We start from the raw sequence: 26425 nt of genomic DNA, 5'->3' as shown, positions 1-26425 counted from the left end.
CGAGTCGGGCACACGCCAATAGAGTCCGCACGGACGGGCTCATCGTGGAGGAGGACTACGTGACCGGACCGGCGTCGGACAACACCTCGAGCGCTGATGACCAGACGTCACCGCAGGTGACGACGCTGATCATTTTCGGCGCCACGGGTGACCTGACCAAGCGGCTGCTGCTCCCCGCACTCGGCCAGTTGCTCGGTCTCGAACCCGATCTCAACGTGCGTTTGATCGGCGTCGGAAGGCACGACCTGACCGACGATCAGTGGCGGGACAAGGTTCGCGAAGCTTTCGCCGATGAGCGGTCGGACGCGGGGGACCGGGTGGCAGAACAGACCGTGTACCGCCGGGGCGACCCGACCGACGCCGACGATCTCAGAAGTGTTCTCAGCGATATCGACGGCCGTCCCGTGCTGTACTTCGCGGTGCCGCCGTCGGTGACCCGCAAGGCGTGCGAGGCGCTGCGCGACGTCGACCTTCCGCCCGGCACCACGCTCGCCCCCGAGAAGCCGTTCGGGAGCGACCAGAAGTCGGCCCGCGAACTCAACGAGCTCCTGCTGGAGCTGGTACCCGAGAACCAGATCTACCGCGTGGATCACTTCCTCGGTCAGTCGGTGTTGCTCGACCTGCTCGGTGTGCGTCTGGCCAACCGCGTGTTCGAGCCGGTGTGGTCGGGAACACATATCGAGTCGGTCGTCATCCGCTACGACGAGAGCCTCGGATTAGAGGGCCGCGCAGGCTATTACGACGGGGTCGGCGCGCTGCAGGACATGATCCAGAGCCACCTGCTGCAACTGGTGGCCGTCGTCGCGATGGAACCGCCTGCGACACTCGGCGAGCGCGATCTGCGTGACGCGATCGGCGCGGCGCTGCGTGCCGTGCACATCTGGGACGACGATGCCGTGGCATCGTCGCGTCGAGCCCGCTACACGGCGGGCGAAGCGGGCGGCGAGCAGTTGCCCAACTACGTCGACGAGGACGGTGTCGACGCGTCGAACAACACCGAGACCCTGGCGGAAGCCACGTTCGAGGTTCGCACCAACAGGTGGCAGGGAGTGCCGTTCACGCTGCGCTCGGGCAAGGCGCTCGATCCGGAGGCGAAGGAGATCGTGCTGACCTTCCGTCCGCTGCGGCACGTCCCCGAGCAGTTTGAGGACCAAGTCCAGCCCAACGTCCTGCGTTTCACGTTCGGTCACGACGCGATGTCGGTGCGGCTCAACGTCCATCGTGGCTCACATCCCTTCGCGCTCAAGACCGTTGACCTCGACGCCGACTTCGGCAACGCGTCGATGCGGGCATACGCCGAGGTGCTGTCGGGAATCATCAAAGGCGATGAGACACTTGCCGTTCGCGGCGATGCCGCCGAAGAGTGTTGGCGCATCGTCGATCCCATCGTCGACGCGTGGCGTGCCAACAAGGTGCCGATCGACGACTACGCCGCGGGCAGTGCCGGACCCGACGCCTGGCCGACGCTGCCGCTCTAGACGGTGACGTTCATGCGCATTCCGTCGACCGTCCGCCGTGCCGTCGCCGACGTGTCGGTCTCCTTCGACGCCCCGCCCGACGAGGTCTTCGACTACCTCGTCGACCCGGAGAACCGGCCGCAGTGGCAAGCCAGCCTGCGTGCGATCGCCGACCTGATGCCCCTCGGCGATCACCCCGGCGACGTCGGAACGTCGTGGACAGACGTCACTGTCGTCCCGTGTGTCCGCCCACGCATGGACGTCGTGCGGAGCGCTCGACCACGGCGCTGGGTCGAGATCGGGCAGTGGAGATTTGTCGACGCCGCGCTGGTGCTCACCGTCGACCGCGCATCCGATGGGTCGACGACCGTCGGGGCTCGAGCCGTCCTCACGCTGCCGATCATGCTCGCGCCTGTCTTCATCCCTCTGGCAGTGGTCGTCCCGCCTGCCGTTCGCCTCGACCTCCGGAGCGCGGCGTCGGCGATCACGGCGAGGCGGGAGCGTGCCGATCAGGGCAGTTGAATCGCGTTCACGCCTGGGATCACGCTGATCACTTGCGGCGCTGCATTCGGCTGCTCACGCAGCACGCTGACCGTCGCGACGACGGGACCCGACCCGGTCACCGCGACCGCGGACGTCTTCAGCGTCGACGGGTAGCCGCTCACCGGATAGCTCGGTAGCTGCCAGTGCCGCAGAGACACCACGCCGTGCTTGCCGGTCCGCAGGTTGTTCCACGAGATCGACAGGAACCGATGCGAGTACTGGTAGTGATACGACGCCGGTGAGGGCACGGAGAAGGTGACGGCGGCGGGCGGTGGCGGGAACTGCAGGGTGCGCGGCGCCGGTTGCGCGACGACGGTGACCGGACGCAGCGATCCGCCGGGCACGCCGGCCGGACCGGTCTCGACGCCGCCGATCGCGGGAATCGAGAACGTCAGCACATCTGATCGCGTGGGAGCCGATGGCGCGGCATTCGCCAAAGCCGGTCCGCTGACCAGGGTCAACGCGAAGAGAACGAACGCGGTCAGTAGGCGTCTAGCGGCGGTGGTCATCGTCGGCTCCTCTGGTGGTCAACACTGGCTGGTCTGCGTTCATTGGCAAGTCGTGCACGATCGGAGCATCGTGGGAACTACCTACGGCTCCGCGTGCCGCCGACACCACTGCACCACGACTGTGAGAGACGGGCAACGATATGCACACGCCTGCGCCGAACAATGGCTCTCCGGGGGTCAGCGCATCGTCGGCGAAGGGTCGCTGGCTCATCGCGTCGGCTGTCCTCGGTTCGGGTGTCGCCTTCCTCGACGGCACCGTCGTGAACGTCGCATTGCCGACCATCGCGCGCGACCTCGACACCGGGCTCGCCGGACAGCAGTGGGTCGTCGACGGGTACATGCTCACACTCAGCGCGCTGCTGCTGACCGGTGGTGTCGCGGGAGATCGGTACGGCCGCAGGGCCGTATTCGTCGGCGGTTTGATCGTGTTCGCAATCGCCTCGATCGCGTGCGGTCTTGCCCCGACCATCGAGTGGTTGGTGGTGGCACGTCTTGTCCAGGGTGTCGCGGCGGCCGCACTCGTGCCGGGCAGCCTTGCACTGGTCAATGCCGGTATCCGCGAAGAGGAACGAGGGCAGGCAGTCGGCCTGTGGGCGGGGATGTCGGGGGCGACGAGTGCGCTCGGACCGTTCGTCGGCGGATGGCTCGTCGACGCCGCGTCGTGGCGGTGGGTCTTCTTCCTCAGCGTGCCGCTCGCGCTCGTTGCGGCGGCGATCACGTTGCGGCACATAGACGAATCGAAGGAGCCCGACGTGGCAGGGCGGCCCGACATTCCTGGTGCCGTCACCATCACGCTGGGACTCGCGGGTGTGATCGTTGCGCTGATCGAGGGGCCGTCGCGCGGGTGGACGCCGTGGATCATCGCGATAGGAGTCGCTGGGGTTGTGCTTCTGGTGGTGTTCGTGCGGATCGAACTACGCACGCCTGCATCACTTCTCGAGTTGTCGATGTTCCGCTCGGCGCAGTTCACCGGAGCGAATGCGACGACCCTGCTCGTCTATGCCGCGCTCGGAGGGGCGCTGTTTCTTGTTGCGCTGCAACTACAACAGAGCCTCGGGTACTCGGCATTGGAAGCCGGCGCTGCGATGGTGCCGAGCACCGTCGTGATGCTCTTCGGGTCGTCCCTGTCGGGGCGGATTGCGCAGAAGACGGGTCCTCGCATTCCGATGACCGTGGGCCCGATCATCGCGGGCATCGGGTTGGCATTGATGGCGCGGATCGTCCCTGGGGCAAGCTATCTCGGCGCGGTGTTCCCCGCGGTGATCCTGTTCGGTGTGGGTATGACCATCACCGTCGCGCCCCTGACCGCCGCGGCGCTCGCTGCGGTCGACGATGCGCACGCCGGCGCGGCGTCGGGTGTCAACAACGCTGTGTCGAGGATCGCGGGTCTGCTCGCCGTCGCGGTTCTTCCTGCTGTTGCGGGGATCAGTGCTGGACCTGGCCAGCCGCTCGGTCCCGGATTCACCACGGCGATGCTCATCTCCGCGGTCTTCTGTGCACTGGGCGGAGTGGTCGCGGCTTTCACGATCCGGTCCGGTACCGGCTTCCGACCACAGGTGACACCGGCAGTGAACGCCGCGTGTCAGGACCCCGCGACACGGGTGCGTTCGTCGACGTCGGGCTGACGGGTCAGGAAAGCGCCGATCTCGCGGGCGACCGTGGCGGGATCGTCGAGCGAGAGGAGGACCGAGCCGTCGATCGTCCGCAGGCGCGCGGAGGGAATCAGGTCGGCGAGGCGGCGGCCATGCTCGGGCGGCATCACGTGATTGCGAACAGGCCAGAGAATCAACGCATCTCCCGTGAATTCGCGAAGAGCCTCGGTATCACGGATGAGGCTCGATGCGTCGAATCGCGTGGAGGCGTAGGAGGCCAGGTCGCGCGCAACGTTGCGGTCGGAGAGTACGGATTTCGTCCACCCCTCGACAACAGCGTCGGGAATCGGGCGAGCTGTCATCCAGCCGAAGAGCAACGGTGTGTTGCGCAGCCACCGGATTCGCAGTAGCCGTGCCGCGAGAGTCAGGCCGCCAGGAAGATGTGCCGACACGGTGGCCATTTTGCCGGGCAATCCTGGAGGGAAGTTCTCGAACGCCTCGCACGGCAGGATCACGAGTCGTCCCACCCGCTGGTCGCGTTTCGCTGCGGTCAGGAACAGTCCGCCGCCCCAATCGGAGTGAACGAGTGTCACGTCGTCGAGGTCGAGGGCGTCGAGGAAGTCTGCGACGAGGTTCACCATTCCCGGCATCCGCAGGTCGGCGTCGGAGTTCATTGCGCGACGATGCGCGCCAAGTGGGAGGACTGGTCTCAGGTAGCGGAAGCCGGACGGGAGCAACGGCATGACCTGATCCCAGAGGGTGTGGTCCATGAACAAACCGTGCAGCAACACCACGGGCGGACCGCTGCCCTCGTCTGCATAGTCGATGCTTCCTGCGGGCATGCCGACGGAGCTGAGTCGGTGGTTCATCGGACCTCCACTATTCAAGATCTACCGACCGATCTGGAGCAAGTGCTCTAGAGCAACCACTCTAGAGCACTTGCTCTAAGCTGTGAAGGTGTCAACGGGAGCACGGTCGGAAAAAGTCACAGCCGAGGACGGCCAGACTGCGGAGCGGATCGTCGTCGCGATGGGTGAGTCGTTGCGTCGTCGTGGTTACTCGGCCACGGGCATCAAGCAGGTTCTCGACGCCGCGGGAGTGCCCAACGGCTCCCTGTACCACCACTTTCCAGGGGGCAAGCGACAAGTCGCAGGCGCGGCCCTCCGCTCGATGGGTCAGGCATACGCCCAGTTGGTCGGCGGATTGATGATGGCGGGTGACGACATTCCGACGGCGATCGAGTCTGCCTTTCGCGAGGCAGCAGATGCCGCCGAAGGGACGGGCTGGGCCAATATGTGCCCGGTGGGGACCATTGCGGGCGAGGTGGCCGATGTGGAACCCGAGCTGCGCGCGACGACTGGAGAGATCTTCGACGAGTGGATCACCGCGGGCACGAAGCTGTTGTCTGCGCGAGGAATGACAACACCAGCCGCACGCGATCTCGTCGTCGCGGTACTGGCGGCTCTCGAGGGAGCATTCGTGATGGCGCGTACGTTGAGGTCCCGCGATCCGCTCATCTCATCGGGCAAGGCCATGGCCGCGTACGCGGCGCTACTGTCATCGGGTGACGTCGACATCATCGGGTAAGTGGGCCGGAACGTACGCGGGGATACTGGCGGTGCTCGGCATCGCCTTCGTGTTCGCGCCCGCCTATCTCGCGGGCGGCCATTACGGCGGATACGGCGACAACACGCGACTTGTGCAGTCGATGCGCAACGCATTCATCGACTACTCGGGCTCGGGAAGCGCGGTGCTCCCGGATAGCCTCAGGACCGTCGTCGACTACTGGGCGCGCTATCACGTCGCGAAAGCGGTGATCGCCGCGCTGGCGCTGCTGGTGTTGTGCTCGGCGTGCCGACGACTCTGGGCGTCGTATCAGGGTAGGTCGTCTCAGGGGCGCCAGGCTGATAGCCGCGGTCGGACGGTGGCGTACGTCGTCGCCGGCGTGGCTGTTTCACTCGGAACGATCAGTGCCGCTGCGTTGCTCATGGCCAACATCCAGGGTGCGATTGCGCCGCTGTCTTCTGCGGTGTCATTGCTTCCCGCGCAACGTGATTCGTCACTGGCGGGGGCGATCGACGCTGTGCGTCACGGGATCGCCACGCCGGGTGCGTCGCCGGTTGCCGATCACCTCGTGGCCGACTTCGCGCGCTACCACGTCGTGGTGGCGGTGCTGACCGCGGTATTCGTGGCGCTACTCGGCGTACTCGCGGTTCGACTGTGGCGCGGCCGACGTGCTGCATCGAATGGTATTGGTGCACTGAGCTACTCGACGCTTCCGGCAACCGCAACCGCCGCGGCCACGTTGACGGTGGCCGCGGCGGTGCTGGTGCTGTGCGTCGCCAACATATCGAGCGCGCTGGAACCCGCGCGGGCGCTCAGCTTGTTCTTCGCGGGCGGCTGAGGCGGCCCGTTCGCTGCGGTCAGGCGCCCGCTTTGGATACAGCTGTCAGATGCTCAGCAGACGCAGGACGATGTACGCGATCGAGACGAGCATCAGCACGACGACGGGCGCGATGTTCTTGTCGCCCGCGCGCAGGTGGAAGATCGCTGCGCCGAGGAAGTAGAGGAAGGTTCCGATCGCTGCTACGACGCCGATCGGCCACCAGAACAAGCCGACGATGAGGCCGATCGCTCCCGCGAACTCGGCGAGCGCGAGGAGGCCCACCTTGTCCTGGGGGAATCCGACCTCGGTCATCACGCCCATCTGCTTGGGGTCGTGGCGCAGTTTGCCCACTCCCGAGAAGACGAGCATCAGTGCGAACACGATGGCGATGACGACGGTGGCGATGAACATGACAGCTCCTGGGTAAACCGCTGCGGTGGCAGACGGGTTGTTGAATGTTCAACTAAAGCTACACGCAGTTACTTGAATGTTCAAGTCAGCGTATGCTGGGCACCATGTCTGATGCACCATGGCTAGACGACGCGCAGCTCAGGGAGTGGAAATCGGTGATGGCACTACTGACGACGCTGCCCGCCGCGCTCGACTCGCAACTCAAACGCGACGCCGGGCTGAACATGTTCGAGTACCACGTTCTGGTCCGTCTGGAGTCGTCGCCCGACCGCACCCGCCCGCTGTCCGACCTCGCCCTACTGACGCAGAGTTCACTGTCGCGGCTGTCGCATGCGATGACGCGACTCGAACGTTCGGGCTGGGTGGCGCGCATTGCCAACCCTGGCGGCGGGAGGCACACGCTGGCGCAGATCACCGATGACGGCGTGCGCAAGCTGACCGACTGCGCACCCGGACATGCGGCGGAGGTCCGTCGGGCGGTGGTCGACCCGCTCAGTCACGCGGATCTCGCCGCACTCGGGAGATCTGCGCGCTGCATCCTTCGCGAGATCGCCCCGGATGTCGCCGACGTTCTCGAGCGGGAGGGCTAGGTTCGGGGGTTAGTGCTTCACGGGTGAGCACTCGGATCAAGGGAGATCGATGTCGATTCAGCGCAGGGTCCAGGCTCTCGTCCAGCGACGAAGCTTCGTGCCGGGATTCGTCGACGCCGCGCTGGCGGGGCGCGGCCGCGACGTCGCAGGTCTGACCGTCGTGATCACCGGGGCGTCGGCGGGTATCGGTCGGGAGTCGGCGCGCCAACTCGTTGCGAGTGGAGCGCGGGTGATCGGTGTGGCGCGGGGTGAGGAGAAGCTGCGCGAGCTGGCCGCCGAGACCGGCTGCGAGTACCGGGTGTGCGATCTCTCCGACGAGGCGTCCACCGACCGACTCATCGCCGACCTCGCCGAAGAATCCGTAGACGTTCTGGTGAACAATGCAGGCCACTCGATTCGACGCACCATCGTCGACTCGACCGAACGGTTCCACGACTATCAGCGCACAGCACGACTCAACTACCTTGCCGCCGTGCAGCTCTCACTCGGGCTGTTGCCTGGCATGGTCGAACGTGGCGAGGGGCAGCTCGTCAACGTGTGCACCTGGGCGCTGCACGCCAACACGTTTCCGAGGTTCTCGGCCTACGCGGGGTCGAAAAGCGCACTGGCGATCTTCGGTCGCAGCCTGAACGCCGAACGGCCAGAAGGAGTTACGGCTACCAACGTCTACTTCCCGCTGGTACGTACCGAGATGATCGCTCCCACAGCAGAATACGACGACGTCGGCGCGCTGGAGGTCGACGAGGCGGCGAGGTGGATCGTTCGTGCGATCACCCACCGACCCGAGGAGGTGTCGCCGGCTCTCGTGCGCTACCTGCTGCCTGCGATCGACCTGATGTCACCACGCATGTCGGATAGGACCATCGCTGCGATCACGTGAGGCAAGGCTCCGAGTCTCAACTGGCAGTGCGGCTTTCAGTTTGGAGCTGACGAGTGGCGCGACCGGGCCACCACTTCGGCACCCACCAGTTGGCGGGACCCAGCGCGGCAACGAGAGCCGGAGCCAGAACGCCGCGAACAATCGTGGCGTCCAAGATGATTCCGAGTGCCAGCGCTGTCGCGAGTATCTTGACATCGGTCACGGGCACCTGCGCCAGTGAAATGAATGCCAGGAACAGGATGAGCGCAGCCGAGGTCACCAGACGTCCGGTCCGCGCGACGCCGTCGATGGTGGCGGTGTCGGTACTGGCGCCGGCATCGTGCTCTTCCTTGATGCGGCTCAGTAGGAAGACCTCGTAATCCATGGAGAGTCCGAACAGGAAGGCAAAGACGGCCACCGGAATCCATATGGTGATGGCACCTGCACCGTCCTGGCCGAAGAGCAGCGACGTTCCGTGGCCCTCCTGCCAGATGAACACCGTGACCCCGAAAGCCGCCGCCAGCGAGAATGCGTTGAGCACAAGCGCTTTCAGCGGCAGCACTATCGAACGTAGTGCCGTTGCGAGCAGGGCGAACGTCACGACGACGATGAGAAGTAGTACCCACCAGATGTTTCCGTACACGGCGTCGATGAAGTCCGCGTTCTGGGCGGTTATCCCACCGACTCTCCCGCCGTGCTGTTCGGCAACCGTGCGGATGTCGGCGGCGGCGCGACCTCCCTCCGGAGTGGACGAGTCCACCGTCGTCCAGGCGTCGACGATGTGCGTCGAGCCGCGCTGCCACTCGGTCGGTGCCACAACTCCTGCAACTCCCGGCCGGCCGCGAAGTGCTTCGACGATGCTCTGTGGTGAGTCCGTGACGATCTCGACGGGCGTGGTGAGCCCGGACCCGAGTCCGGCGTCGGCGACGGCGTCGACTGCCTGCCCGGCCGGGCCGCCGACAGACGCGAGCGAGGCGTTTGTCGGGGACGAGAGATTCAGCGAGGCAACAGGTATCGCGAGGACGGCCAGAACGATCACGGCGATCGCGGTCGACGCCCAGCGGTGTCTGACCACTACCGTCCCGACGCGTCGCCACAACCGGCTGTCCGGCGATGTCGATCTGCGGTGGGGCCATTCGAGCTTGGTTCCCGCGACGGACAGCAGCGCGGGCACCAACGTCAGCGCGGCGACCACACTGATCAGCGGGATGAGCAGCCCGGTGAATCCGATACTCCGCAGAAACGGCACTGGTAGAGCGATCAGCGCCGCCAGACTCACCGCGACGGTGATGCCCGAGAACAGCACGGCGCGGCCTGCGGTCGCCAGAGTCTGCTCGACTGCTTGCTCGCCGTCGTACCCATTGCCGCGGGCCTCTCGCCATCGGGTGACGATCAAGAGCGCGTAGTCGATCGCCACTCCCAAACCGATCAGCGCGAGGAGATACTGCACGATGAACGACACCTCGGTGATCGACGTCAGTCCCCAGAGAATGAGGAACGTCGTGAGGATCGACGCCGCCGCGGTGAGCAGCGGTGTGATGGCCAAGAACGATCCGAAGACGAGCGCCAGCACCACCAGGGCTCCGACGCCACCGACGATGGTCTCCACGAGAACGTTGACGCCGCCCCCGCCTCCCGCGTTCAGGGCGTCGACGCCGGTGACCGCGACCGATGTGGTTGCCGACGTCGACTCCTTCGCCACCTGCTGCAAGGCGGGCAGGCTTGTGACGTAGGGGTCGGCGCCCGGAACCACCTTCGGATAGACCACCGTGACCGCCGTCGACCGATCGCGGGAGATCAGTTCGGGATGGGTTGTGTAGGAAGCGATTCGGGCTCCCGGTGCCGCCGACGCCGCCGCTGCCGCGATCCGGCTACCGGACTCGACGTCGACGCTGCCGCCCGGCGCGGCCTTGCTGACCACCAACACCGGCGCATTGTCGCCACCGGAGCCGAATTCTCGTGTGATGTCGGCGTTGGTCTCATACCCGGACTGACCGGGGAGGCTGAAGTCGTAGCTCAGTGCGCTTGTCGCGCGGGATGCCCCGAACGCACCACAGAGCGCGACGACGATCCATGCCGCGATAACCCACCACCGATGACGAACCACCAGCCGTGCAAGCGTTGTCACGTGGCCGTCTCCATATTCGTCCGTTGCCTCCGGCGGGGTGTCCCCCACTCACTGTTCGTGGACGGCGGCACATCGGATTGGTTGGCGCGGGGTCACAGTCGACGCGCCTCGCCCTGAATGTGTGTGCAATCGAAGGATGTGGGTGCTGCAGCACCCACATCCTTCAATACGACACATATTTAGCTGGCGGGTTGGCGCCGAAGGCGATGCTTCGGAGCGCTCTAGCCCAGTTCGAACATCCAGGGCGGGTTCTGAATGAGTTCGACGGGCAGATAGTCGGAGTCGACGTCGATCGTCATACCCTCGTCGAACGCCATGGCGCACAGGCCGAACAGCGGGAGCGAGAAGAAGCCGCGAGGATTGCCGCTGCGTTCTTCGCTGGCACCCCAGTACGCCCGGTGGTCGGTCAGGGCGTCGGTCAGCTGCTCGGTGAAGTTGCCCTGGTCGTCGGGTTCATTGCCGATGGTGGCCAGTACCCCGAACAGGTCCAGCTGCAGCAGCCTGGCCTCTTCCTTCGTCGAAATCGTTGGCGTATTGACTTGTGAGACACAGGCGCTGAGCATCTCGGCCCACTGTGGGTCTTTGCGGTCGCGTGCCTGTAGCGCCTCGACGAGTCCGAGCATCGCCGCGTCGTTGCGGCTGCCCTGCGTCAGCAATGCGGGGTCGACGGCGTCGAGCGTCTCGCGTGCAGTCCCGTTGCGTGTGGCGCGCGCCCACCAGTAGGCGTCGAGCCAGGTCTGTGCGTTCACCGCGCGGGGATTGTGCCCGGTGCCTTGACTGCGCAGACCCGCAGAGTCCATCTCGAGGACGAATGGTTCGCCCGGCGGGAGCGCTGCGAGTTGGTACATCCCGAGGTAGATCTGCTCGGCCCGTCGGGCAGCGACGCGGGTCCCGACGCGTGCCCCGGAAGGGTCCGATCCAAAGTGGAGTGCTGCGGCGCCGGTGGCCGCGAGTGCCGCGGTCGGCATCGTCGACTCCGGGTAGAGGCTGATGTCCTCGAAGTGCGATACCAGGGCGTCGTCTGATTCGGTTGCCGATTCACGCAGTTCGTCGATCGATCGGCCAAGTGCGTGCCTTGTCACTGATTGCATCGTGTCGTCCTATCCGATGTCGAAGTTGCGAACGCTGTAGCCTGCCCACTCGTCACCCGACACGCGCGCCTTCACGAGACGGTAGCTGAGTGCACCGCGGTTGAGCGCGCTCCGCATGCTCAATGCGCGTGGGTCGCCGTTTCGGGCCATCTCGTCGATCAGTGCATCCAAGTAGCCGCGGGTTCCCTGTTCGTACCGTTGGCCATCGAGGCCGATCCGAGATCCCGCCTTGGACGACGGCCCCTTGACCTCCTGGACGACCATCCTCTCGGAGCCTCCCGCTTTGGGTCGCACCACGAACACCTGGTCCGGGCTGCCGGCACCCGATTGTCCACGGGCGCTTGTCAGCTCACGAACGTCGTACTTCGACGACGGGTAGTCACGCGCGATGGCCTGTCGTCCCGCCGCCTCGCCGAGCTGCTCGCCCTGCGTGGTTTGCCGACGGTAGGCATCCTTCAGCTCGGACTCGGTCCGTGGATCGACCTTGCCGTCCGTCTTCTGCTGGGTCGCTCTTTCGGCCTTGAGTCGCTTCACGTCACCGACGGCACGATTTCGGGCAGCAACACTCTCGCGCATCTGCGACGATTCGGTACTGGTCGGCGCGCGTTGCTGAGCCGGGCCGTCGAATTTGGCACGGACTGTCGGCGACGAGTGGGATTCGACGAAGCTCCCCGGCTTCTTCGGATTCTCGCGGATGGCCGGAACCAGATCGCCATTCGCGTCGACGCCGCTGCCCGGCTTACGCTTGATGACACCGTCGGATCCCTGCTTCTGGTAGTACTTCGCGCGGTACTCCGGATCGTTGACCTTGGTCTGCATCGGAGCGTTGCGCTGCTCGACGCCGGTCGGCTTCGCGGTCGTGGTTTGCTTCGGTGCGGACTGCTTCGGTGCGGGTTCCGCGGTCTGCGGTTTCGCGGGCGTCGGCTGCGCAGGTTTCGGTGCGGTGGGTTTTGGCTGTGCGGGTGCGGACTTCTGCGGCGCGGGCTTGGCGTCCGACTTCGGGGGCGCGGGCTTCGCAGGCGCCTCTGGCTTCGCCGGCGCAGGCGGCGCAGGTGGCGTCGGCGTGCTGCCGTCGGTATTCGGGATCGCCGGTGCTGTCTCCTTCGAACCGCACGCTGAAAGCTCCGACTGCAGCCCGTTGGCCTGTGCCTGCAGGGCATCGCGCTGGCCGTTGAGTTGCTGAGCTTCGGCGTTGTAGGCGCCGACGGCCCCGGCGTTCGTCCTGTCGACGCCGCCGGCGCGGGAGTTGTGTGCGTCGATCTGGCCCTTGAGCGTGTTCGCCTGCGACTGGAGTGCCTGGACTCGCGAGTGGAGCGTCGAGCAGTCCGGTGCGGGCGCGGCAAACGCCTGTGACGGCGTCGCCACGATCAGGGCGATCGACGCCATTACGGCGAGAATCACGCCGACCACTGCTCGTCTACCAGATCTGAGCAGGCTCCCCGCTGTCGATGGTGGGTGAGCACTCGTGCTTCGAGACATTGTCGGACCTTCCGTGACGTCGAATCGGTATGTGTCGGTTCGATTCGTCCGGCCACCCGAAATGTTCCGGCAGCTGTGAAAGTGGTCCGTTCTCGCAGCGTCGGGGAGTGATTAGGCCCCCGCGCCCCTCAATGTGTGTCCAATCGAAGGATGTGGGCGTTGCAGCACCCACATCCTTCGATAAGACACACATTTAGCCCGGGGCGGCTACGTTCGGCCGGCGCGGGCCCGGCGGCAGATCTCAACGCCCCCCAAATTCCGCCCCAGGCGAAATCTGCCCGGGAACAAACATCCTGCCACCCAGGTTGAGTCCATCAGACTGAACTTTGGAGGTTAAATGTCTGACACGTATTCAGTGCCCGTCCTCTTCGTTCCTGATCTGGTCGTCCTGCCCGGCATGGTTGTGCCGGTGCCTCTCGACGACGCTGCTCAGGCGACAGTGGACGCGGCCCGGGCCAGTGAGTCCGGAAAACTGCTGGTCGCTCCGCGCCTGGACGACCGGTATCCCACCTATGGCGTTCTGGCGTCGATCGTGCAGGTCGGGCGTATGCCCGGCGGTGTGCAGGCTGCCGTCGTCAAGGGCGAAACGCGCGCCCACATCGGCACCGGAACCACCGGCCACGGCAACGCGCTGTGGGTCGAGGTGACCGAGGTCGACGATGTCGAGGCGACGCCCGAGACCAAGGCGCTGGCCGCCGAGTACAAGAAGCTCGTGCTGGCCATGCTGCAACGTCGTGAGGCGTGGCAGATCATCGACGCGGTCAACAAGATGACCGACCCGTCGGATCTCGCCGACACGTCGGGCTACTCGTCGTGGCTCGACGACGTCCAGAAGCGACAGCTTCTCGAGACGCCGGACGTCGGCGAACGACTGCAACTGCTGATCGACTGGACCAGCGAGCACATCGCCGAGACCGAGGTCTCCGACAAGATCGCCGACGACGTCCGCAACGGGATGGAGAAGCAGCAGAAGGAATTCCTGCTTCGCCAGCAACTCGCCGCGATCCGCAAGGAACTCGGTGAGGACGAGCCCGACGGTGCCGACGACTACCGCGGTCGCGTCGAAACGGCCGATCTTCCCGACAACGTGCGCGAAGCCGCACTGCGTGAGGTCGGCAAACTCGAACGCGCAAGCGACCAGTCGCCCGAAACCGGTTGGATCAGAACATGGTTGGACACCGTGCTCGATCTGCCGTGGAGCGTCACCACCGAGGATTCGACAGACATCAAGGGTGCCCGCGAGATCCTCGACGCCGATCACCACGGTCTCGACGACGTGAAGGATCGCATCGTCGAATATCTGGCGGTGCGTGCCCGACGTGCCGAGCGCAAGCTGCAGGTCGTCGGCGGACGCGGTTCCGGTGCCGTGATGGTGCTGGCCGGTCCTCCCGGTGTCGGCAAGACGTCGCTGGGTGAGTCGGTTGCCCGTGCACTCGGTCGCAAGTTCGTGCGCGTCGCTCTCGGCGGTGTGCGCGACGAGGCCGAGATCCGCGGTCACCGTCGTACCTACGTCGGCGCACTGCCCGGACGCATCGTGCGTGCCATCGGCGAGGCGGGATCGATGAATCCCGTTGTGCTGCTGGACGAGATCGACAAGGTCGGCTCCGACTTCCGGGGCGATCCCGCGGCCGCGCTGCTCGAGGTCCTCGACCCCGCGCAGAACCACACGTTCCGCGATCACTACCTCGATCTCGACCTCGACCTGTCCGACGTCGTGTTCCTCGCGACAGCCAACGTCATCGAGAACATCCCGTCGGCCCTGCTCGACCGTATGGAGCTCGTCACGATCGACGGCTACACCGAGGACGACAAGGTGGCCATCGCCCGCGACTTCCTGCTCCCACGGCAGGAGGAGCGAGCCGCGCTCACCAACGATGAGGTCACGGTGACCGAGGATGCGCTGCGCGAGATCGCTGCCAACTACACCCGCGAGCCGGGTGTGCGGCAGTACGAGCGACTGCTCGCCAAGCTGTTCCGCAAGGTCGCGACCAACGTCGAAAGCGGCAAGGCCACAACGCCTGTCACGATCGAGGAGTCCGATCTCAAGGAGTACCTCGGCCGCGCCCGGTTCACGCCGGAGTCCGAAGAGCGTACGGCTGTGCCCGGTGTTGCCACCGGACTTGCCGTGACCGGAATGGGCGGCGATGTGCTGTTCATCGAGGCCAATCGCACCGACACGGGCGAGGGCAAGGGCGGTCTGCAACTGACCGGCCAGCTCGGCGACGTCATGAAGGAGTCCGCGCAGATCGCACTGTCGTATGTCCGTGCACACGCACGCGAACTCGGCGTCGATCCGAAGAACCTGGAGGGCACGATCCACGTGCACGTCCCGGCGGGCGCGGTGCCCAAGGACGGTCCGAGTGCCGGCATCACCATGGTGACGGCCCTGGTGTCGATGGCAACGGGTCGCAAGGTCCGTGCCGAGGTGGGCATGACCGGCGAGGTCACACTCAACGGTCGCGTGCTCCCGATCGGCGGGCTCAAGCAGAAACTGCTTGCGGCACAACGTAACGGTCTGACGCAGGTGTTCATCTCACCGCGTAACGAGGCCGACCTCGACGACGTCCCGGCAGAGATCCTCGACGCCGTCACGGTCACTCCGGTGGCCGATGTCGCCGACGTCGTCGCACAGGCTCTCGAGCCGGTCGCCGACGCCGCGCGGACTGCCGCTTGATCCTGGTCGATCAACCCGACCTCTGAACACGACGGGGCGCACCGATTACGGTGCGCCCCATCGCTTTATCCAGAGAACCTCATCGGTGAAACGATCACATGGTCGGCGGCATGAGCACCGTGTCGATCATGTACACCGTGGCGTTTGCGGTCTTGACGCCACCACAGACGACGCCTGCGTTGTTGACCTTGAGATCGTTGCCCGATCCGGTGACCGTCACATCTTGACCCTCGAGGGTCTTGTGTGTTCCGTCGATCATGTCGGGTGCGATCTGTCCCGAAACGACGTGGTAGGTAAGGATTTTGGTGAGCAGATCCTTATCGGTCTTCAGCTTGTCGATCGTCGCGGCGTCGAGCTTCGCGAAGGCGTCGTCGGTGGGCGCGAAGACGGTGTACTGGCCGTTGTTCAGCGTATCCACCAGGTTCACCTGGGGATTGAGCTGCCCCGACACCGCCTGCGTCAGCGTCTTGAGCATCGGGTTGTGGGATGCCGCAGTGGCTACCGGGTCCATCGCCATACCCTCGACCGAGCCACTGCCCGACGGATTGGCCTTCGCGTAGTCGGCACATCCCGGCCCCACGAGCGACGCCGGTTCGGCGGTACCGCTGCTCATCGGCATTGCCGACGACGACATCGGGGCCATCGACGACGTGGCCGAATCCGACGACGAACTGCTGTCGTCAGAGCATCCCGCGATCACTCCCACGGTCAGTACGGCGCCTGCTGCTGCGAGAGTCAGGCGTTGAAATCTGTTGGCTACCATGATCGATCCCATCATTGAGGAACAAACCCACCGTGCTGTGAGTCTCGGAGGGCATTCGCAGGAGACCAGACCCCGGATGGGTGGAAAGAAAAGAAATCTCACGACCCATCCGCGCAGGGCACTCGAACGAAGTACTGCAGAAGTCGACGATCGACGACGCTGACTTCGGTGAGGAGTGTGGCCATGGGTCAGCGATTGAAAATGCGTCAGCGATCCGAAATACGTCGGCCGTTCGAAACGTGGCTTCGTGCTGTGGTTTCCGGCATGCTTGCCGTGTTCGGCGGTATAGCGGCAGGCGAGTTGGCGGCTATTCCCTTGTCTCGCATGGCCTCGCCTTTCCAGGCGGTAACCGCATTTCTCGTCGACAACTCACCCGCTCCTGCTCGGGAGTGGGCCATCACGACGTTCGGAACCAACGACAAACCGGCGCTGATGATCGGTGTCGCAATCGCTCTCGCCCTACTCTCGATGCTGGCGGGCATTCTGCAGGTGGCGCGGCCCCCGGCGGGCGTCGTTCTCGTCATCCTCGTGGCGGCGTTCGGCGCATTCGCGGCGGCCACACGTCCCACCGCAGACGTGAGCTACGTGATACCGGCGATTGTCGCAGGTGTGGTCGCAGTTGCAATTCTCATAGTGCTGGGTCGCAAATCGATTGTGACGCAAAAGGTTAGCTCAGGTCCCGATGAAGTACTCGAAAACGCCGACGACACAACGAGTTCCGGAACATCGCGACGCGCCTTCCTTGTCGCGGCAGCGGTCGTGGCAGGGGCATCCGCGGTCTCGCTGGTGGTTGCCCGACGCGTCGCCGACGCGGGCGGAGTGATCGCGGAGCGAGCCCGACTCGTGTTGCCCCGCGCAAAGTCTGCTGCGCCACCGATTCCGTCAGGAGTCGACGTGGACGGTGCGACCCCGTTTCTCACCAGCAATGCGGACTTCTATCGCATCGACACAGCCCTGCAGGTCCCGCAGTTGTCGACGTCGGATTGGCGACTGCGAATCCACGGCATGGTCGACCGCGAGATCACGCTCGACTGGAACGATCTCATGGCGATGTCGGCGCAGGAGCGGATCATCACCCTGACGTGCGTTTCCAATGAAGTCGGCGGCGATCTTGCGAGCAACGCGAGGTGGATCGGCTATCCGATGCGTGACCTTCTCGCGATGGCGAAACCGCACGCCGACGCGGACATGCTGCTCTCGACGAGCGTCGACGGCTGGACGTCTGGCACGCCGCTCGAAGCGATCACCGACGGACGTGACGCGATGTTGGCGGTAGGTATGAACGGCACGCCACTGCCACTCGAGCACGGGTATCCCGCTCGGCAGGTCATTCCGGGACTCTACGGCTTCGTCTCCGCCTGCAAATGGGTGATCGATTGGGAGATAACAAGATTCGACCAAGCCCAGTCGTACTGGGCGAAGCGTGGCTGGGGCGTGAAAGCGCCCATCAAGACGGCCTCGCGCATCGATACCCCGGCGCCGCTGTCGAATATCGCCGCCGGTCCGGTCGTCGTCGCGGGAACTGCCTGGGCGCAGCACCGGGGCGTGCGCAAGGTCGAGGTGCGCGTCGACGACGGTGAATGGAACACGGCGACGCTCGCGACCGAATACTCGACCGACACCTGGCGACAGTGGAGCTGGACCTGGGGTGCAACGCCCGGAAACCACACGTTGTACTGCCGCGCGACCGACGCCGACGGCAAGACGCAGACCGACCAGCGGGTGGCGCCGATACCCGACGGCGCCACCGGATGGCACAGCCGCGTCGTCCGTGTTGCCTAGCGCAGGGTCACTTGCGAGACGTCCTGCACAAACACGAACGACGCGGCTGTGCTTTTGGTGTTCGGCTCAGCCGACCTTCAGTGCCAGTGCCTTCTTGCGGCGAGTGAGCACGCCCGCTGCGCCTGCGGCGGAAGCGACCAGAGCGGCAATGCCTGCACCCTCACGTGAGAGGGGATGCTTCACGACGGCGTCGACGGAGTAGCGTCCCGGCCCGGTCAGAGCCAGTGCGGCAGAGGCGAGTCCGAGCACGGCCGGGTACTCGAAGCCGCCCTCCTGAGCGAAGAATCCGCTGGGACGGTGCACGTCGGCGGCGGCGATCATCGCCGCGGCGCCTGCCGCTGCTGCCACGCGGGTGCCGACGCCGAGCGCGACGAGTCCACCGGCGGCCTCGCTGACGCCCGCGGCTACGGCCGAGGTCTTGGCGGGCTCGAAGCCCATGTGCTGCATGCCCGCGGTCGTCCCGTCGATTCCGGGACCGCCGAACCAGCCGAGCAGCTTCTGGGCTCCGTGCGCGAACAGGGTGGCGCCCACGGCGACGCGCAGGGTCAGCAGACCGGCATCGAGCGCGCGGGAGTTGGTTGTCTTCTTCGACATTGTTCTTAACCTTCCTACAGATATGTCCTAAGAGGACTGTAGTCCGCTTAGCGTCGAGCGGCCACGTGTCCCTGGTCACGCAGCCATTGCGGGCGTCCGCGGGCGTCGCGCACGGTTCATGCGAGTAGGTTCCGTGCGCATGCCGGCGGTCGTAGGCTGGCCATTGAGAAGTTTTAAATTGTGGAGTTGCCATTGCGATCGCGAGGAGCCGAGATGCCCGACCTGCCCGAGATCACCGACGCCGAGATGCAGACGATTCTCGAGTACGCCCAGCCGTACACGGTGTCGATCCTCCGTTCGGGACCGAACTTCAGCTCGGCCGATGCCGGACAGTTCCTCAAGGAGCACGGCCGTCGCACCCTCGCGCTGCGCAAGGCGGGCGAGCTGGCCGTCGTCTTGCCCATCCGCGGCAACGCCGACATCCACGGCGTCGGCATCTTCGACCGCGACGTCGACACGGTCACCAAGATCATGAACGACGACCCGGCCGTGCAGGCGGGCGTCTTCACCTTCGAGGTCTATCAGGCCGAAGGTCTACCGGGCGACGCGCTGCCGCCGGCTCCGTGACCAGCGAGACATCGACCTCCACATAGTTGCGCGAACTGCGCTCAACTTTTTTCTCCGAATCGGGAACAACCCGGATCTGTGCACAGTTGGACCTATCGAGAAACCTGAGTCGGTCAGACTCAAGTAGACTTGACGCGGTGAGGCTCAACCAGTAGGACTTGAGTCGGACGCGCTGAAGTCTCTGGTCCCCGACCAGACGCAGGTTTGCATCGACCAACCCCCTCGGTCGTGCCGTCAGCTCGACCAGGGGACCGAGAACTTGGGTGCACACCCACAAACTAGGAGGAAATAACAGATGTCTCGTGCTGTTGGAATCGACCTCGGCACCACCAACTCCGTGGTGTCCGTGCTCGAGGGCGGCGAACCGACTGTCATCGCCAACGCCGAAGGCTCGCGGACCACTCCGTCCGTCGTCGCATTCGCGCGTAACGGTGAGGTACTCGTCGGGCAGCCCGCCAAGAACCAGGCCGTCACCAACGTCGACCGCACCATCCGGTCCGTCAAGCGCCACATGGGCGAGGGCGACTGGAGCGTCGAGATCGACGACAAGAAGTACACCCCGCAGGAGATCAGCGCGCGCACGCTCATGAAGCTCAAGCGCGACGCCGAGTCCTACCTGGGTGAAGACGTGAGCGACGCGGTCATCACCGTGCCCGCATACTTCAACGACTCGCAGCGTCAGGCCACCAAAGAGGCCGGTCAGATCGCGGGCCTCAACGTCCTGCGTATCGTCAACGAGCCCACCGCTGCCGCACTGGCATACGGACTCGACAAGGGCGAGAAGGAACAGACCATCCTGGTCTTCGACCTCGGTGGCGGCACCTTCGACGTCTCGCTGCTCGAGATCGGCGACGGCGTCGTCGAGGTCCGTGCGACCTCCGGCGACAACAACCTCGGTGGTGACGACTGGGATCAGCGCATCGTCGACTGGCTCGTGGAGAAGTTCAAGAGCAGCTCCGGCATCGACCTGACCAAGGACAAGATGGCCATGCAGCGTCTTCGTGAGGCTGCCGAGAAGGCCAAGATCGAACTGTCTGCCTCGCAGAGCACCTCGATCAACCTGCCCTACATCACCGTCGACGCCGACAAGAACCCGCTCTTCCTCGACGAGCAGTTGAGCCGCAGCGAGTTCCAGAAGATCACCTCTGATCTGCTCGAGCGCACCCGCGCTCCGTTCCAGGCCGTCATCAAGGACGCAGGCATCTCCGTCGGCGACATCGATCACGTTGTGCTCGTTGGTGGTTCGACTCGTATGCCCGCCGTCACCGATCTGGTGAAGGAACTCACCGGAGGCCAGGAGCCCAACAAGGGCGTCAACCCCGACGAGGTCGTCGCGGTCGGTGCTGCTCTGCAGGCCGGCGTGCTCCGCGGTGAGGTGAAAGACGTTCTGCTGCTTGATGTCACCCCGCTGTCGCTCGGTATCGAGACCAAGGGCGGCGTGATGCACAAGCTGATCGAGCGCAACACCACGATCCCGACCAAGCGGTCGGAGACCTACACCACGGCCGAAGACAACCAGCCGTCGGTGCAGATCCAGGTCTATCAGGGTGAGCGCGAGATCGCCTCGCACAACAAGCTGCTCGGTTCGTTCGAGCTCGGCGGTATTGCTCCTGCGCCGCAGGGTGTTCCGCAGATCGAGGTGACCTTCGACATCGACGCCAACGGCATCGTGCACGTCACCGCGAAGGACAAGGGCACCGGCAAGGAGAACTCCATCCGCATCCAGGAGGGCTCGGGCCTGAGCAAGGACGAGATCGACCGGATGATCAAGGACGCAGAGGCCCACGCAGAAGAGGACCGCAAGCGTCGCGAGGAGGCCGAGACCCGCAACCAGGCCGAGTCGCTGGTCAACCAGACCGAGAAGTTCCTCAAGGACAACGAGGACAAGGTTCCCGGCGAGGTCAAGGACAAGGTCAACGCCGCGATCTCCGGGGCCAACGATGCCCTGAAGGGCACCGATATCTCGGCGATCAAGAGCGCGATCGAGAAGCTGTCCGCGGAGTCCCAGGAGATGGGCCAGGCGATCTATGCAGCATCTGCTGCTGAGTCGCAGAACGGCGCATCCGCCGAGGGTGCCACCGCAGACGCCGACAGCGACGTCGTCGACGCAGAGGTTGTCGACGAGCCGAACTCCGGGGACACCAAGTGACCTCACCGGAGCCCGAGCTCGACACGACTGCGGCAGACACCGCAGCAGTCGACGTGGAGTCGACGGTCGAACCGACCGCCGACCCCGCGTCGGGTTCGGAAGAGGCGACCGGCGGAAACTCGGCCGAGGTGGCCGAACTGACCGCCGCCCTGCAGCGTGAACGCGCACAGTTCGCCAACTACAAGCGGCGAACCGAAGAAGAGAAGCAGGGACGCGTCGCCTACGGCAAGCAGATCCTGATCGACAAGCTGCTACCGGTTCTCGACGACCTCGACCGTGCCCGCGAGCACGGCGATCTCGAGAGCGGACCGCTCAAGGGTGTGGCCGACAAGCTGATCGCCACACTCGACGCAGAGGGATTGGCGAAGTTCGGTGCGCCGGGCGATCCGTTTGATCCGGAACTGCACGAGGCCGTCCAAAATGACGGCAGCGGAACGGAACCCGTCATCGGCGCGGTCTACCGCGGCGGTTATCGGCTCGGCGACAAGGTGATCCGCACGGCGATGGTCACCGTGACCGACCCGGACCCGCAGACCGATCCCTCGGCACAGCCGAGTACGACCGGTCACAGTGGTGCACAATAATCACCTGCATATGCTCCGACGGCGCGTCGCGTGAGATGACGCGGCGCGCCGTCGGCGCAACAGGGCGCCACAACCCACGACTTTTTCACAACTCAAGACCAGACAACTTCACACAACTACGAAGGAGGTGACGTCTGGTGGCTCCACAACGAGAATGGCTCGAACACGACTTCTACAAGGACCTGGGCGTTGCTTCTGACGCTTCGGCTGAAGAGATCAAGAAGGCTTACCGCAAGCTCGCTCGCGAGCTGCATCCCGATGCCAATCCGGGAGACAAAGAAGCCGAAGAACGCTTCAAGCGGGTGTCTGAAGCCCACAGCGTGCTCTCCGACGCCGACAAGCGTAAGGAGTACGACGAGACCCGTGCCATGTTCGCCGGCGGTCAATTCCGCGGCGGCGGAAACGGTTTCCCGGGAGGGTTCCCCGGCGGCGGCGGGACTCGTTATTCGACGAGCAACGGTGCCGATTTCAACATCGGCGACCTCGGCGACCTGTTCGGTGGCGGAGGTGAATCGAGCGGCGGCTTCGGCGACTTGTTCGGCGATCTGTTCAACCGCGGAGGGTCATCGCGCTCATCGACGGCAACGCGGCCGCGTCGCGGCAACGATCTCGAGACCGAGACCACGCTGTCGTTCAAGGATGCCGCGGTCGGTACGACCGTACCGCTCCGCATAACAAGCCCGGCCCCCTGTACGACATGCCACGGAAGTGGCGCCAAGCCGGGCACGAGTCCGCGAGTCTGCCCGACCTGCAACGGATCCGGGCTGGTGAGCCGCAATCAGGGCGCGTTCGGTTTCAGTGAGCCGTGCCAGGATTGCCAGGGCACGGGATCGCGGATCGACGATCCGTGTAGCGACTGCGACGGCTCCGGCGTGAAGGTCAGGGCGCGCACCATCAACGTGCGTATCCCGGCAGGCGTCGAAGACGGACAACGAATTCGGTTGGCAGGCCAGGGCGAAGCGGGCCGACGCGGTGCACCGTCGGGCGACCTGTATGTGGTCGTCCACGTGACCGCCGACAAGATCTTCACTCGCAGCGGCAACGACCTCAAGGTTCAACTGCCGGTCAGCTTCTCCGAATTGGTGCTCGGTGCAACGGTTTCCGTGCCGACGCTTGAGGGGTCGGTGGGAGTCAAGATCCCGCCGAACACCACAGACGGACGCACTTTGCGTGTCCGTGGACGTGGTGTGCCGAAGCGTTCCGGAGGCGCGGGCGACCTGTTGGTCACCGTGAAGGTCGAGGTGCCGGGCACACTCGACGACGCCGCGACCGAGGCACTGAAGAAGTACGCCGAGGCAGAGAAGGCGAGCGGATTCGACCCCCGTGCAGGATGGGGGCGATGAGCCATGGCGAGTCGAGACTTCGAGGATTCGAGCGCGACGTTCATGATCTCGGTCGCCGCCGAACTGGCAGGGATGCATGCGCAGACACTGCGCACGTATGACCGGCTCGGACTCGTCACGCCGCAACGCACGACGGGAGGCGGACGCCGCTACTCGCCGCGCGACGTCGAACTCCTGAGAGAGATCCAACGTCTCTCGCAGGAGGAAGGCGTCAACCTCGCGGGCATCAAGCGCATCATCGACCTCACCAATCAGGTCGACGCGCTCCAACAGCGAGTCGGTGAACTGCAGAGCCAAGTCGAGCAGTCCGGTCGCCGCGGTGGCGAGTTGGTGCCGGTCCCACGCACGAGCGCGTTGGTCGTCTGGCAACCACGACGCACCAAGCGCAAGGACTGAGCAGACGCTGTTTTCTACCCATGCTCCCCGACGGCCGGTTGGCCGCCGGGGAGCACACGTTAGGCTGACTTCTCACAGCAACGTGGGGAGTCAACGGTGACACAGCCGACCGGGACGCAGGCATCAGGCGCAGGGCAAACAGGGCCGGTGTCCCTGGGCGTGTCTGTTGTCGGCGACGAGATCGCGTCGGTCGTCATTCGCTCCGGCGCCGGCGGTGCAGACGAGATCGCGGCCAGCAATCTCGTCGATCTGCCCGATTACCTCCCCGAATCGGCGGCCGCGGCCATCACGGAACTGGTCGAGTCGGTCCCGTTCGAGGTCGATCACCTCATCGTTTCCTGCTCGCGTCCGAGCACCCGCAACTACCTCGCGCAGGCCTTCACGCCCGGACCGTCGACGCCGCCCTGGTACCGGATCACCAGCGTCGACGACATCGCGGGCGCCATGCTCGCCGTCGCGCGCTCGTCTCCGGGCGGGGCAGGCGTGACGGCCGTGGTGAACCTTGCACGTACAGGCGAGCCCGCCGACGGCGTGTGCGTGGCGCTCGTCGACAACACCACCGGCCAGTTGCTCGACACCCGCGACAACTCGACGCTCGAGGGGATTCCGGTCACCGATCCACAGGGCGCCGACGATGTCGCCCGACTGATCCTCGACGCCGATGGCGGCTCCCGGTTGAGCTCCGTCGTCTGCACCGGGTCGGGCGCAGAATTGCCCGGCGTCGCGCCTGCGCTCGAATATGCGGTCACACGCCCGGTGTCGATAGCCGAGATGCCTGCCCTCGCTCTTGCCGCGGGCGCTGCCGCCACCCCGGCGAAGACGACGGTGTTGCCGGCAGGCGACTCGGAACAGGGCGCGTATGCCGCCGCAGCACCCGCGCGCGCTCCTCGGGATGCGACAGGGCTGCGCTGGTGGGCGCTGGGTGCGGCGATCGGGGTCGCCGTTCTACTCGGCGCAATCGGACTGACGGCACTGCACGCCAGCAACGACAACGAGAGCGCCACACCGAACACCACGCCGTCCACGGTGACGGTCACCGACACCCCGCAACAGGCAACCGTCACGCGCGAGGGCGACGCCGTCACCGAAACGCAGACCGAGACCAGGAGCGAGGTCCGCACGACGACGGTCCGACCGCCGACGGTCACCAGGACGGTGGAAGCCCCGGCAGGTACCGAGACAGAGACCGCGACGGTCACCGAGACCTCCACGGTCACTGTCACCGTGCCCGGGCAGTCCGAAGGCGGCGGCGAGCAAGGGCAGGGGACAGGCGAGAACTGAGGTCGCCGTGGCGCCGTCAGAACACGGGATCGGATTGGATTCTGCTCGCCCGCACGCCGGCGATGATGAGTCGACGACGCGTGGCCGTCACCATCTGCGGAGAGCCGACGACGAGCGCCTGATGGCGGCTCCAATCTGTCTCTGCCGCAACAACATCTGGCAGCACACCGATCCGGTGATCGACGCCGAGTTCCTCGGGTGACGCGATCGAGTTCAACCACCACGGGTCGTCGGTCTCCTGCGACACCGCAGTAACGCGCAACCACGGATTGGTCGACGCGATGCGCGCCAGCACCGCCAGATCGTAGAGTTCGCCGGGGTAGCGCATGCCGTAGAAGATGTGCGTCGACGGCGAGTCGGCCCGCTTCGACATCTCGATCAGCAGCGCACGCAGCGGAGCGAGTCCGGTACCGCCCGCGACCATGAGGACGTCCTGGTCCCGTTCGATGTGCAGTGTTCCGTGGTGCTGCGCCAGCTTCCAGACATCGCCGACGCGCGTCGTCGACACGATCGCAGAACTGACGACGCCACCGGGAACGGCGCGGACGTGGAATTCGATCTCGCCATCCTCATTGGGTGGAATCGCAGGCGAGAGATGCCGCCACTCGTGTGGCCATTGCGGAATTGCCACCTCGAGGTACTGCCCGACCGAAAAGCGCAGCGGATCGTCGCTGACGAGCCGCACGACGGCGAGGTCGCGGGTGATCCGATACTTCTCGACCACCTGCGCGGTCCAGGTCGGCGGCCCGGACGCCATCTCGGCCGCACCTCGCATCACGCCGGTGGTCAACATCATCGCCTGGGTGACCGTCTCCTCGGTGTCGCCGTCCCAGTAGCCGTCGAGCACCGCGCGGAACTCGCCGATGAGCGCGGTGCACATCAGGGGGTAATGCGCAGGCAGCACGCCGAACTTGCGGTGATCGCGCCCGAGCTGTGCGAGCAGTTCGACGAGGTCGGTGTGGCCGTCGTCGGCCGGAATCACTTCGAGAGCGTGGTCGATCACTCCGAAGAACGCCTCACGCAGATGCGACATCTGCGCGGGAAACAGGTCGCGAAGGTCGGGATCGAGAGCAAAAAGGCGCGTGAAGACGCCGCGCGTGAACGCGTCGGGGTCGCGTCCGATGACCTGACGCACGTGATGCAGCGCGTGGCGCGAGTGCCCGCCCATGCTCACCTCCGATCGTGTGGCCTCGTCGACAACCTCCTTATTCTGCCCCCTCGTCGGCGCGGAGTGCCCGAGGCGGCGA

General features: G+C 65.4%; 24 protein-coding genes. 15 read left to right on the top strand and 9 right to left on the bottom strand.

What is annotated here, in order from left to right:
* The first annotated feature begins 59 nt into the window (after nt 1-59).
* Both RND64_RS20820 and RND64_RS20815 read left to right on the top strand, forming a co-directional pair.
* On the top strand, nt 60-1478 hold the full coding sequence (locus tag RND64_RS20820) for a glucose-6-phosphate dehydrogenase (RefSeq protein WP_083444457.1): 1419 nt from the start codon (nt 60-62) through the stop codon (nt 1476-1478).
* A gap of 12 nt (nt 1479-1490) precedes the next feature.
* Nucleotides 1491-1979, top strand: coding sequence for an SRPBCC family protein (locus RND64_RS20815; RefSeq protein ID WP_049700494.1), 489 nt, complete (start codon nt 1491-1493; stop codon nt 1977-1979).
* On the opposite strand, the gene RND64_RS20810 is transcribed toward RND64_RS20815, so the two are convergent.
* Nucleotides 1967-2509 (bottom strand): hypothetical protein, encoded by a 543-nt coding sequence (locus tag RND64_RS20810; RefSeq protein ID WP_235434444.1) that lies wholly within the window; start codon nt 2507-2509, stop codon nt 1967-1969. The genes RND64_RS20815 and RND64_RS20810 overlap by 13 nt on opposite strands.
* A gap of 140 nt (nt 2510-2649) precedes the next feature.
* On the opposite strand from RND64_RS20810, the gene RND64_RS20805 reads away from it, so the two are divergent.
* The gene (locus RND64_RS20805; protein ID WP_049700440.1) at nt 2650-4134 is read left to right on the top strand and encodes an MFS transporter; all 1485 of its coding nucleotides are present in this window, start codon (nt 2650-2652) and stop codon (nt 4132-4134) included.
* Here RND64_RS20805 and RND64_RS20800 read toward each other — a convergent pair.
* Complete coding sequence (locus RND64_RS20800; protein ID WP_049700441.1) at nt 4092-4970, bottom strand: alpha/beta fold hydrolase; 879 nt, start codon at nt 4968-4970, stop codon at nt 4092-4094. The genes RND64_RS20805 and RND64_RS20800 overlap by 43 nt on opposite strands.
* Nucleotides 4971-5058: 88 nt before the next feature.
* Between RND64_RS20800 and RND64_RS20795 the strand changes: the two genes are divergently transcribed.
* A complete protein-coding gene (locus tag RND64_RS20795; protein WP_235434445.1) occupies nt 5059-5688 on the top strand; it encodes a TetR/AcrR family transcriptional regulator in 630 nt (209 codons plus the stop codon).
* Nucleotides 5666-6505, top strand: a complete 840-nt coding sequence (locus RND64_RS20790; RefSeq protein WP_152930137.1) for a hypothetical protein — start codon at nt 5666-5668, stop codon at nt 6503-6505. Before RND64_RS20795 ends, RND64_RS20790 begins: the two co-directional genes overlap by 23 nt.
* Before the next feature lie 45 nt (nt 6506-6550).
* On the opposite strand, the gene RND64_RS20785 is transcribed toward RND64_RS20790, so the two are convergent.
* Nucleotides 6551-6898 carry a DoxX family protein gene (locus RND64_RS20785; RefSeq protein WP_049700444.1) on the bottom strand — a complete coding sequence of 116 codons (348 nt, stop codon included), beginning with the start codon at nt 6896-6898 and terminating at the stop codon, nt 6551-6553.
* A gap of 104 nt (nt 6899-7002) precedes the next feature.
* Between RND64_RS20785 and RND64_RS20780 the strand changes: the two genes are divergently transcribed.
* Together RND64_RS20780 and RND64_RS20775 are read left to right on the top strand one after the other, a co-directional pair.
* Nucleotides 7003-7488 (top strand): MarR family winged helix-turn-helix transcriptional regulator, encoded by a 486-nt coding sequence (locus RND64_RS20780; protein WP_235434446.1) that lies wholly within the window; start codon nt 7003-7005, stop codon nt 7486-7488.
* Nucleotides 7489-7537: 49 nt separating this feature from the next.
* Nucleotides 7538-8368 carry an SDR family NAD(P)-dependent oxidoreductase gene (locus RND64_RS20775; RefSeq protein ID WP_049700446.1) on the top strand — a complete coding sequence of 277 codons (831 nt, stop codon included), beginning with the start codon at nt 7538-7540 and terminating at the stop codon, nt 8366-8368.
* A gap of 16 nt (nt 8369-8384) precedes the next feature.
* Here the strand turns inward: RND64_RS20775 and RND64_RS20770 are convergent, their stop codons facing one another.
* The 3 genes from RND64_RS20770 to RND64_RS20760 all read right to left on the bottom strand — a co-directional run bounded on the left by RND64_RS20770 (nt 8385) and on the right by RND64_RS20760 (nt 12952).
* Nucleotides 8385-10475 carry an MMPL family transporter gene (locus RND64_RS20770; protein WP_049700496.1) on the bottom strand — a complete coding sequence of 697 codons (2091 nt, stop codon included), beginning with the start codon at nt 10473-10475 and terminating at the stop codon, nt 8385-8387.
* Nucleotides 10476-10696: 221 nt separating this feature from the next.
* Nucleotides 10697-11566: an immunity 49 family protein gene (locus tag RND64_RS20765; protein WP_083444451.1), complete on the bottom strand. Its 870-nt coding sequence runs from the start codon at nt 11564-11566 to the stop codon at nt 10697-10699.
* Nucleotides 11567-11575: 9 nt separating this feature from the next.
* Complete coding sequence (locus tag RND64_RS20760) at nt 11576-12952, bottom strand: hypothetical protein (protein WP_160318056.1); 1377 nt, start codon at nt 12950-12952, stop codon at nt 11576-11578.
* 430 nt (nt 12953-13382) lie between these two features.
* Between RND64_RS20760 and lon the strand changes: the two genes are divergently transcribed.
* The gene (gene lon, locus RND64_RS20755; RefSeq protein ID WP_049700449.1) at nt 13383-15719 is read left to right on the top strand and encodes an endopeptidase La; all 2337 of its coding nucleotides are present in this window, start codon (nt 13383-13385) and stop codon (nt 15717-15719) included.
* Nucleotides 15720-15813: 94 nt separating this feature from the next.
* On the opposite strand, the gene RND64_RS20750 is transcribed toward lon, so the two are convergent.
* Nucleotides 15814-16482: a fasciclin domain-containing protein gene (locus RND64_RS20750; protein ID WP_049700497.1), complete on the bottom strand. Its 669-nt coding sequence runs from the start codon at nt 16480-16482 to the stop codon at nt 15814-15816.
* A 201-nt stretch (nt 16483-16683) separates the two neighbouring features.
* Between RND64_RS20750 and RND64_RS20745 the strand changes: the two genes are divergently transcribed.
* Entirely contained in the window at nt 16684-18264 is a 1581-nt protein-coding gene (locus RND64_RS20745; RefSeq protein ID WP_049700498.1) for a molybdopterin-dependent oxidoreductase, read from the top strand.
* A 66-nt stretch (nt 18265-18330) separates the two neighbouring features.
* Here the strand turns inward: RND64_RS20745 and RND64_RS20740 are convergent, their stop codons facing one another.
* A complete protein-coding gene (locus tag RND64_RS20740) occupies nt 18331-18858 on the bottom strand; it encodes a DoxX family protein (RefSeq protein WP_049700450.1) in 528 nt (175 codons plus the stop codon).
* A gap of 213 nt (nt 18859-19071) precedes the next feature.
* Here RND64_RS20740 and RND64_RS20735 point away from each other — a divergent pair, with 213 nt between their 5' ends.
* The 6 genes from RND64_RS20735 to RND64_RS20710 all read left to right on the top strand — a co-directional run bounded on the left by RND64_RS20735 (nt 19072) and on the right by RND64_RS20710 (nt 25178).
* A complete protein-coding gene (locus RND64_RS20735) occupies nt 19072-19425 on the top strand; it encodes a hypothetical protein (RefSeq protein ID WP_270486314.1) in 354 nt (117 codons plus the stop codon).
* Nucleotides 19426-19720: 295 nt separating this feature from the next.
* Nucleotides 19721-21574 carry a molecular chaperone DnaK gene (gene dnaK, locus RND64_RS20730; RefSeq protein ID WP_049700451.1) on the top strand — a complete coding sequence of 618 codons (1854 nt, stop codon included), beginning with the start codon at nt 19721-19723 and terminating at the stop codon, nt 21572-21574.
* Nucleotides 21571-22158: a nucleotide exchange factor GrpE gene (gene grpE, locus RND64_RS20725; protein WP_049700452.1), complete on the top strand. Its 588-nt coding sequence runs from the start codon at nt 21571-21573 to the stop codon at nt 22156-22158. The genes dnaK and grpE overlap by 4 nt, the downstream gene beginning before the upstream one ends.
* Before the next feature lie 137 nt (nt 22159-22295).
* Entirely contained in the window at nt 22296-23501 is a 1206-nt protein-coding gene (dnaJ, locus tag RND64_RS20720) for a molecular chaperone DnaJ (protein ID WP_049700453.1), read from the top strand.
* Between the two features lie 3 nt (nt 23502-23504).
* The gene (locus RND64_RS20715; RefSeq protein WP_049700454.1) at nt 23505-23897 is read left to right on the top strand and encodes a heat shock protein transcriptional repressor HspR; all 393 of its coding nucleotides are present in this window, start codon (nt 23505-23507) and stop codon (nt 23895-23897) included.
* 96 nt (nt 23898-23993) lie between these two features.
* Complete coding sequence (locus tag RND64_RS20710; RefSeq protein ID WP_049700455.1) at nt 23994-25178, top strand: hypothetical protein; 1185 nt, start codon at nt 23994-23996, stop codon at nt 25176-25178.
* A gap of 16 nt (nt 25179-25194) precedes the next feature.
* Here the strand turns inward: RND64_RS20710 and RND64_RS20705 are convergent, their stop codons facing one another.
* Entirely contained in the window at nt 25195-26346 is a 1152-nt protein-coding gene (locus RND64_RS20705; protein WP_049700456.1) for an FAD-binding oxidoreductase, read from the bottom strand.
* Nucleotides 26347-26425 lie beyond the last annotated feature (79 nt).

This window comes from Gordonia sp. w5E2, assembly GCF_036540975.1.
GTDB lineage: Bacteria > Actinomycetota > Actinomycetes > Mycobacteriales > Mycobacteriaceae > Gordonia > Gordonia jacobaea.
The sequence above is the reverse complement of the archived record's forward strand: the minus strand, read 5'-3'. Positions and strand labels throughout refer to the sequence as shown.

Bases quoted from the DNA above. Each gene is read 5' to 3' on its own strand.
- RND64_RS20815 (WP_049700494.1), top strand. From the start codon at position 1,491: ATGCGCATTCCGTCGACCGTCCGCCGTGCCGTCGCCGACGTGTCGGTC.
- RND64_RS20810 (WP_235434444.1), bottom strand. From the start codon at position 2,509: ATGACCACCGCCGCTAGACGCCTACTGACCGCGTTCGTTCTCTTCGCG.
- RND64_RS20805 (WP_049700440.1), top strand. From the start codon at position 2,650: ATGCACACGCCTGCGCCGAACAATGGCTCTCCGGGGGTCAGCGCATCG.
- RND64_RS20800 (WP_049700441.1), bottom strand. From the start codon at position 4,970: ATGAACCACCGACTCAGCTCCGTCGGCATGCCCGCAGGAAGCATCGAC.
- RND64_RS20785 (WP_049700444.1), bottom strand. From the start codon at position 6,898: ATGTTCATCGCCACCGTCGTCATCGCCATCGTGTTCGCACTGATGCTC.
- RND64_RS20780 (WP_235434446.1), top strand. From the start codon at position 7,003: ATGTCTGATGCACCATGGCTAGACGACGCGCAGCTCAGGGAGTGGAAA.
- RND64_RS20775 (WP_049700446.1), top strand. From the start codon at position 7,538: ATGTCGATTCAGCGCAGGGTCCAGGCTCTCGTCCAGCGACGAAGCTTC.
- RND64_RS20765 (WP_083444451.1), bottom strand. From the start codon at position 11,566: ATGCAATCAGTGACAAGGCACGCACTTGGCCGATCGATCGACGAACTG.
- RND64_RS20760 (WP_160318056.1), bottom strand. From the start codon at position 12,952: ATGGCGTCGATCGCCCTGATCGTGGCGACGCCGTCACAGGCGTTTGCC.
- lon (WP_049700449.1), top strand. From the start codon at position 13,383: ATGTCTGACACGTATTCAGTGCCCGTCCTCTTCGTTCCTGATCTGGTC.
- RND64_RS20750 (WP_049700497.1), bottom strand. From the start codon at position 16,482: ATGGTAGCCAACAGATTTCAACGCCTGACTCTCGCAGCAGCAGGCGCC.
- RND64_RS20745 (WP_049700498.1), top strand. From the start codon at position 16,684: ATGCGTCAGCGATCCGAAATACGTCGGCCGTTCGAAACGTGGCTTCGT.
- RND64_RS20740 (WP_049700450.1), bottom strand. From the start codon at position 18,858: ATGTCGAAGAAGACAACCAACTCCCGCGCGCTCGATGCCGGTCTGCTG.
- RND64_RS20735 (WP_270486314.1), top strand. From the start codon at position 19,072: ATGCCCGACCTGCCCGAGATCACCGACGCCGAGATGCAGACGATTCTC.
- dnaK (WP_049700451.1), top strand. From the start codon at position 19,721: ATGTCTCGTGCTGTTGGAATCGACCTCGGCACCACCAACTCCGTGGTG.
- RND64_RS20715 (WP_049700454.1), top strand. From the start codon at position 23,505: ATGGCGAGTCGAGACTTCGAGGATTCGAGCGCGACGTTCATGATCTCG.
- RND64_RS20705 (WP_049700456.1), bottom strand. From the start codon at position 26,346: ATGGGCGGGCACTCGCGCCACGCGCTGCATCACGTGCGTCAGGTCATC.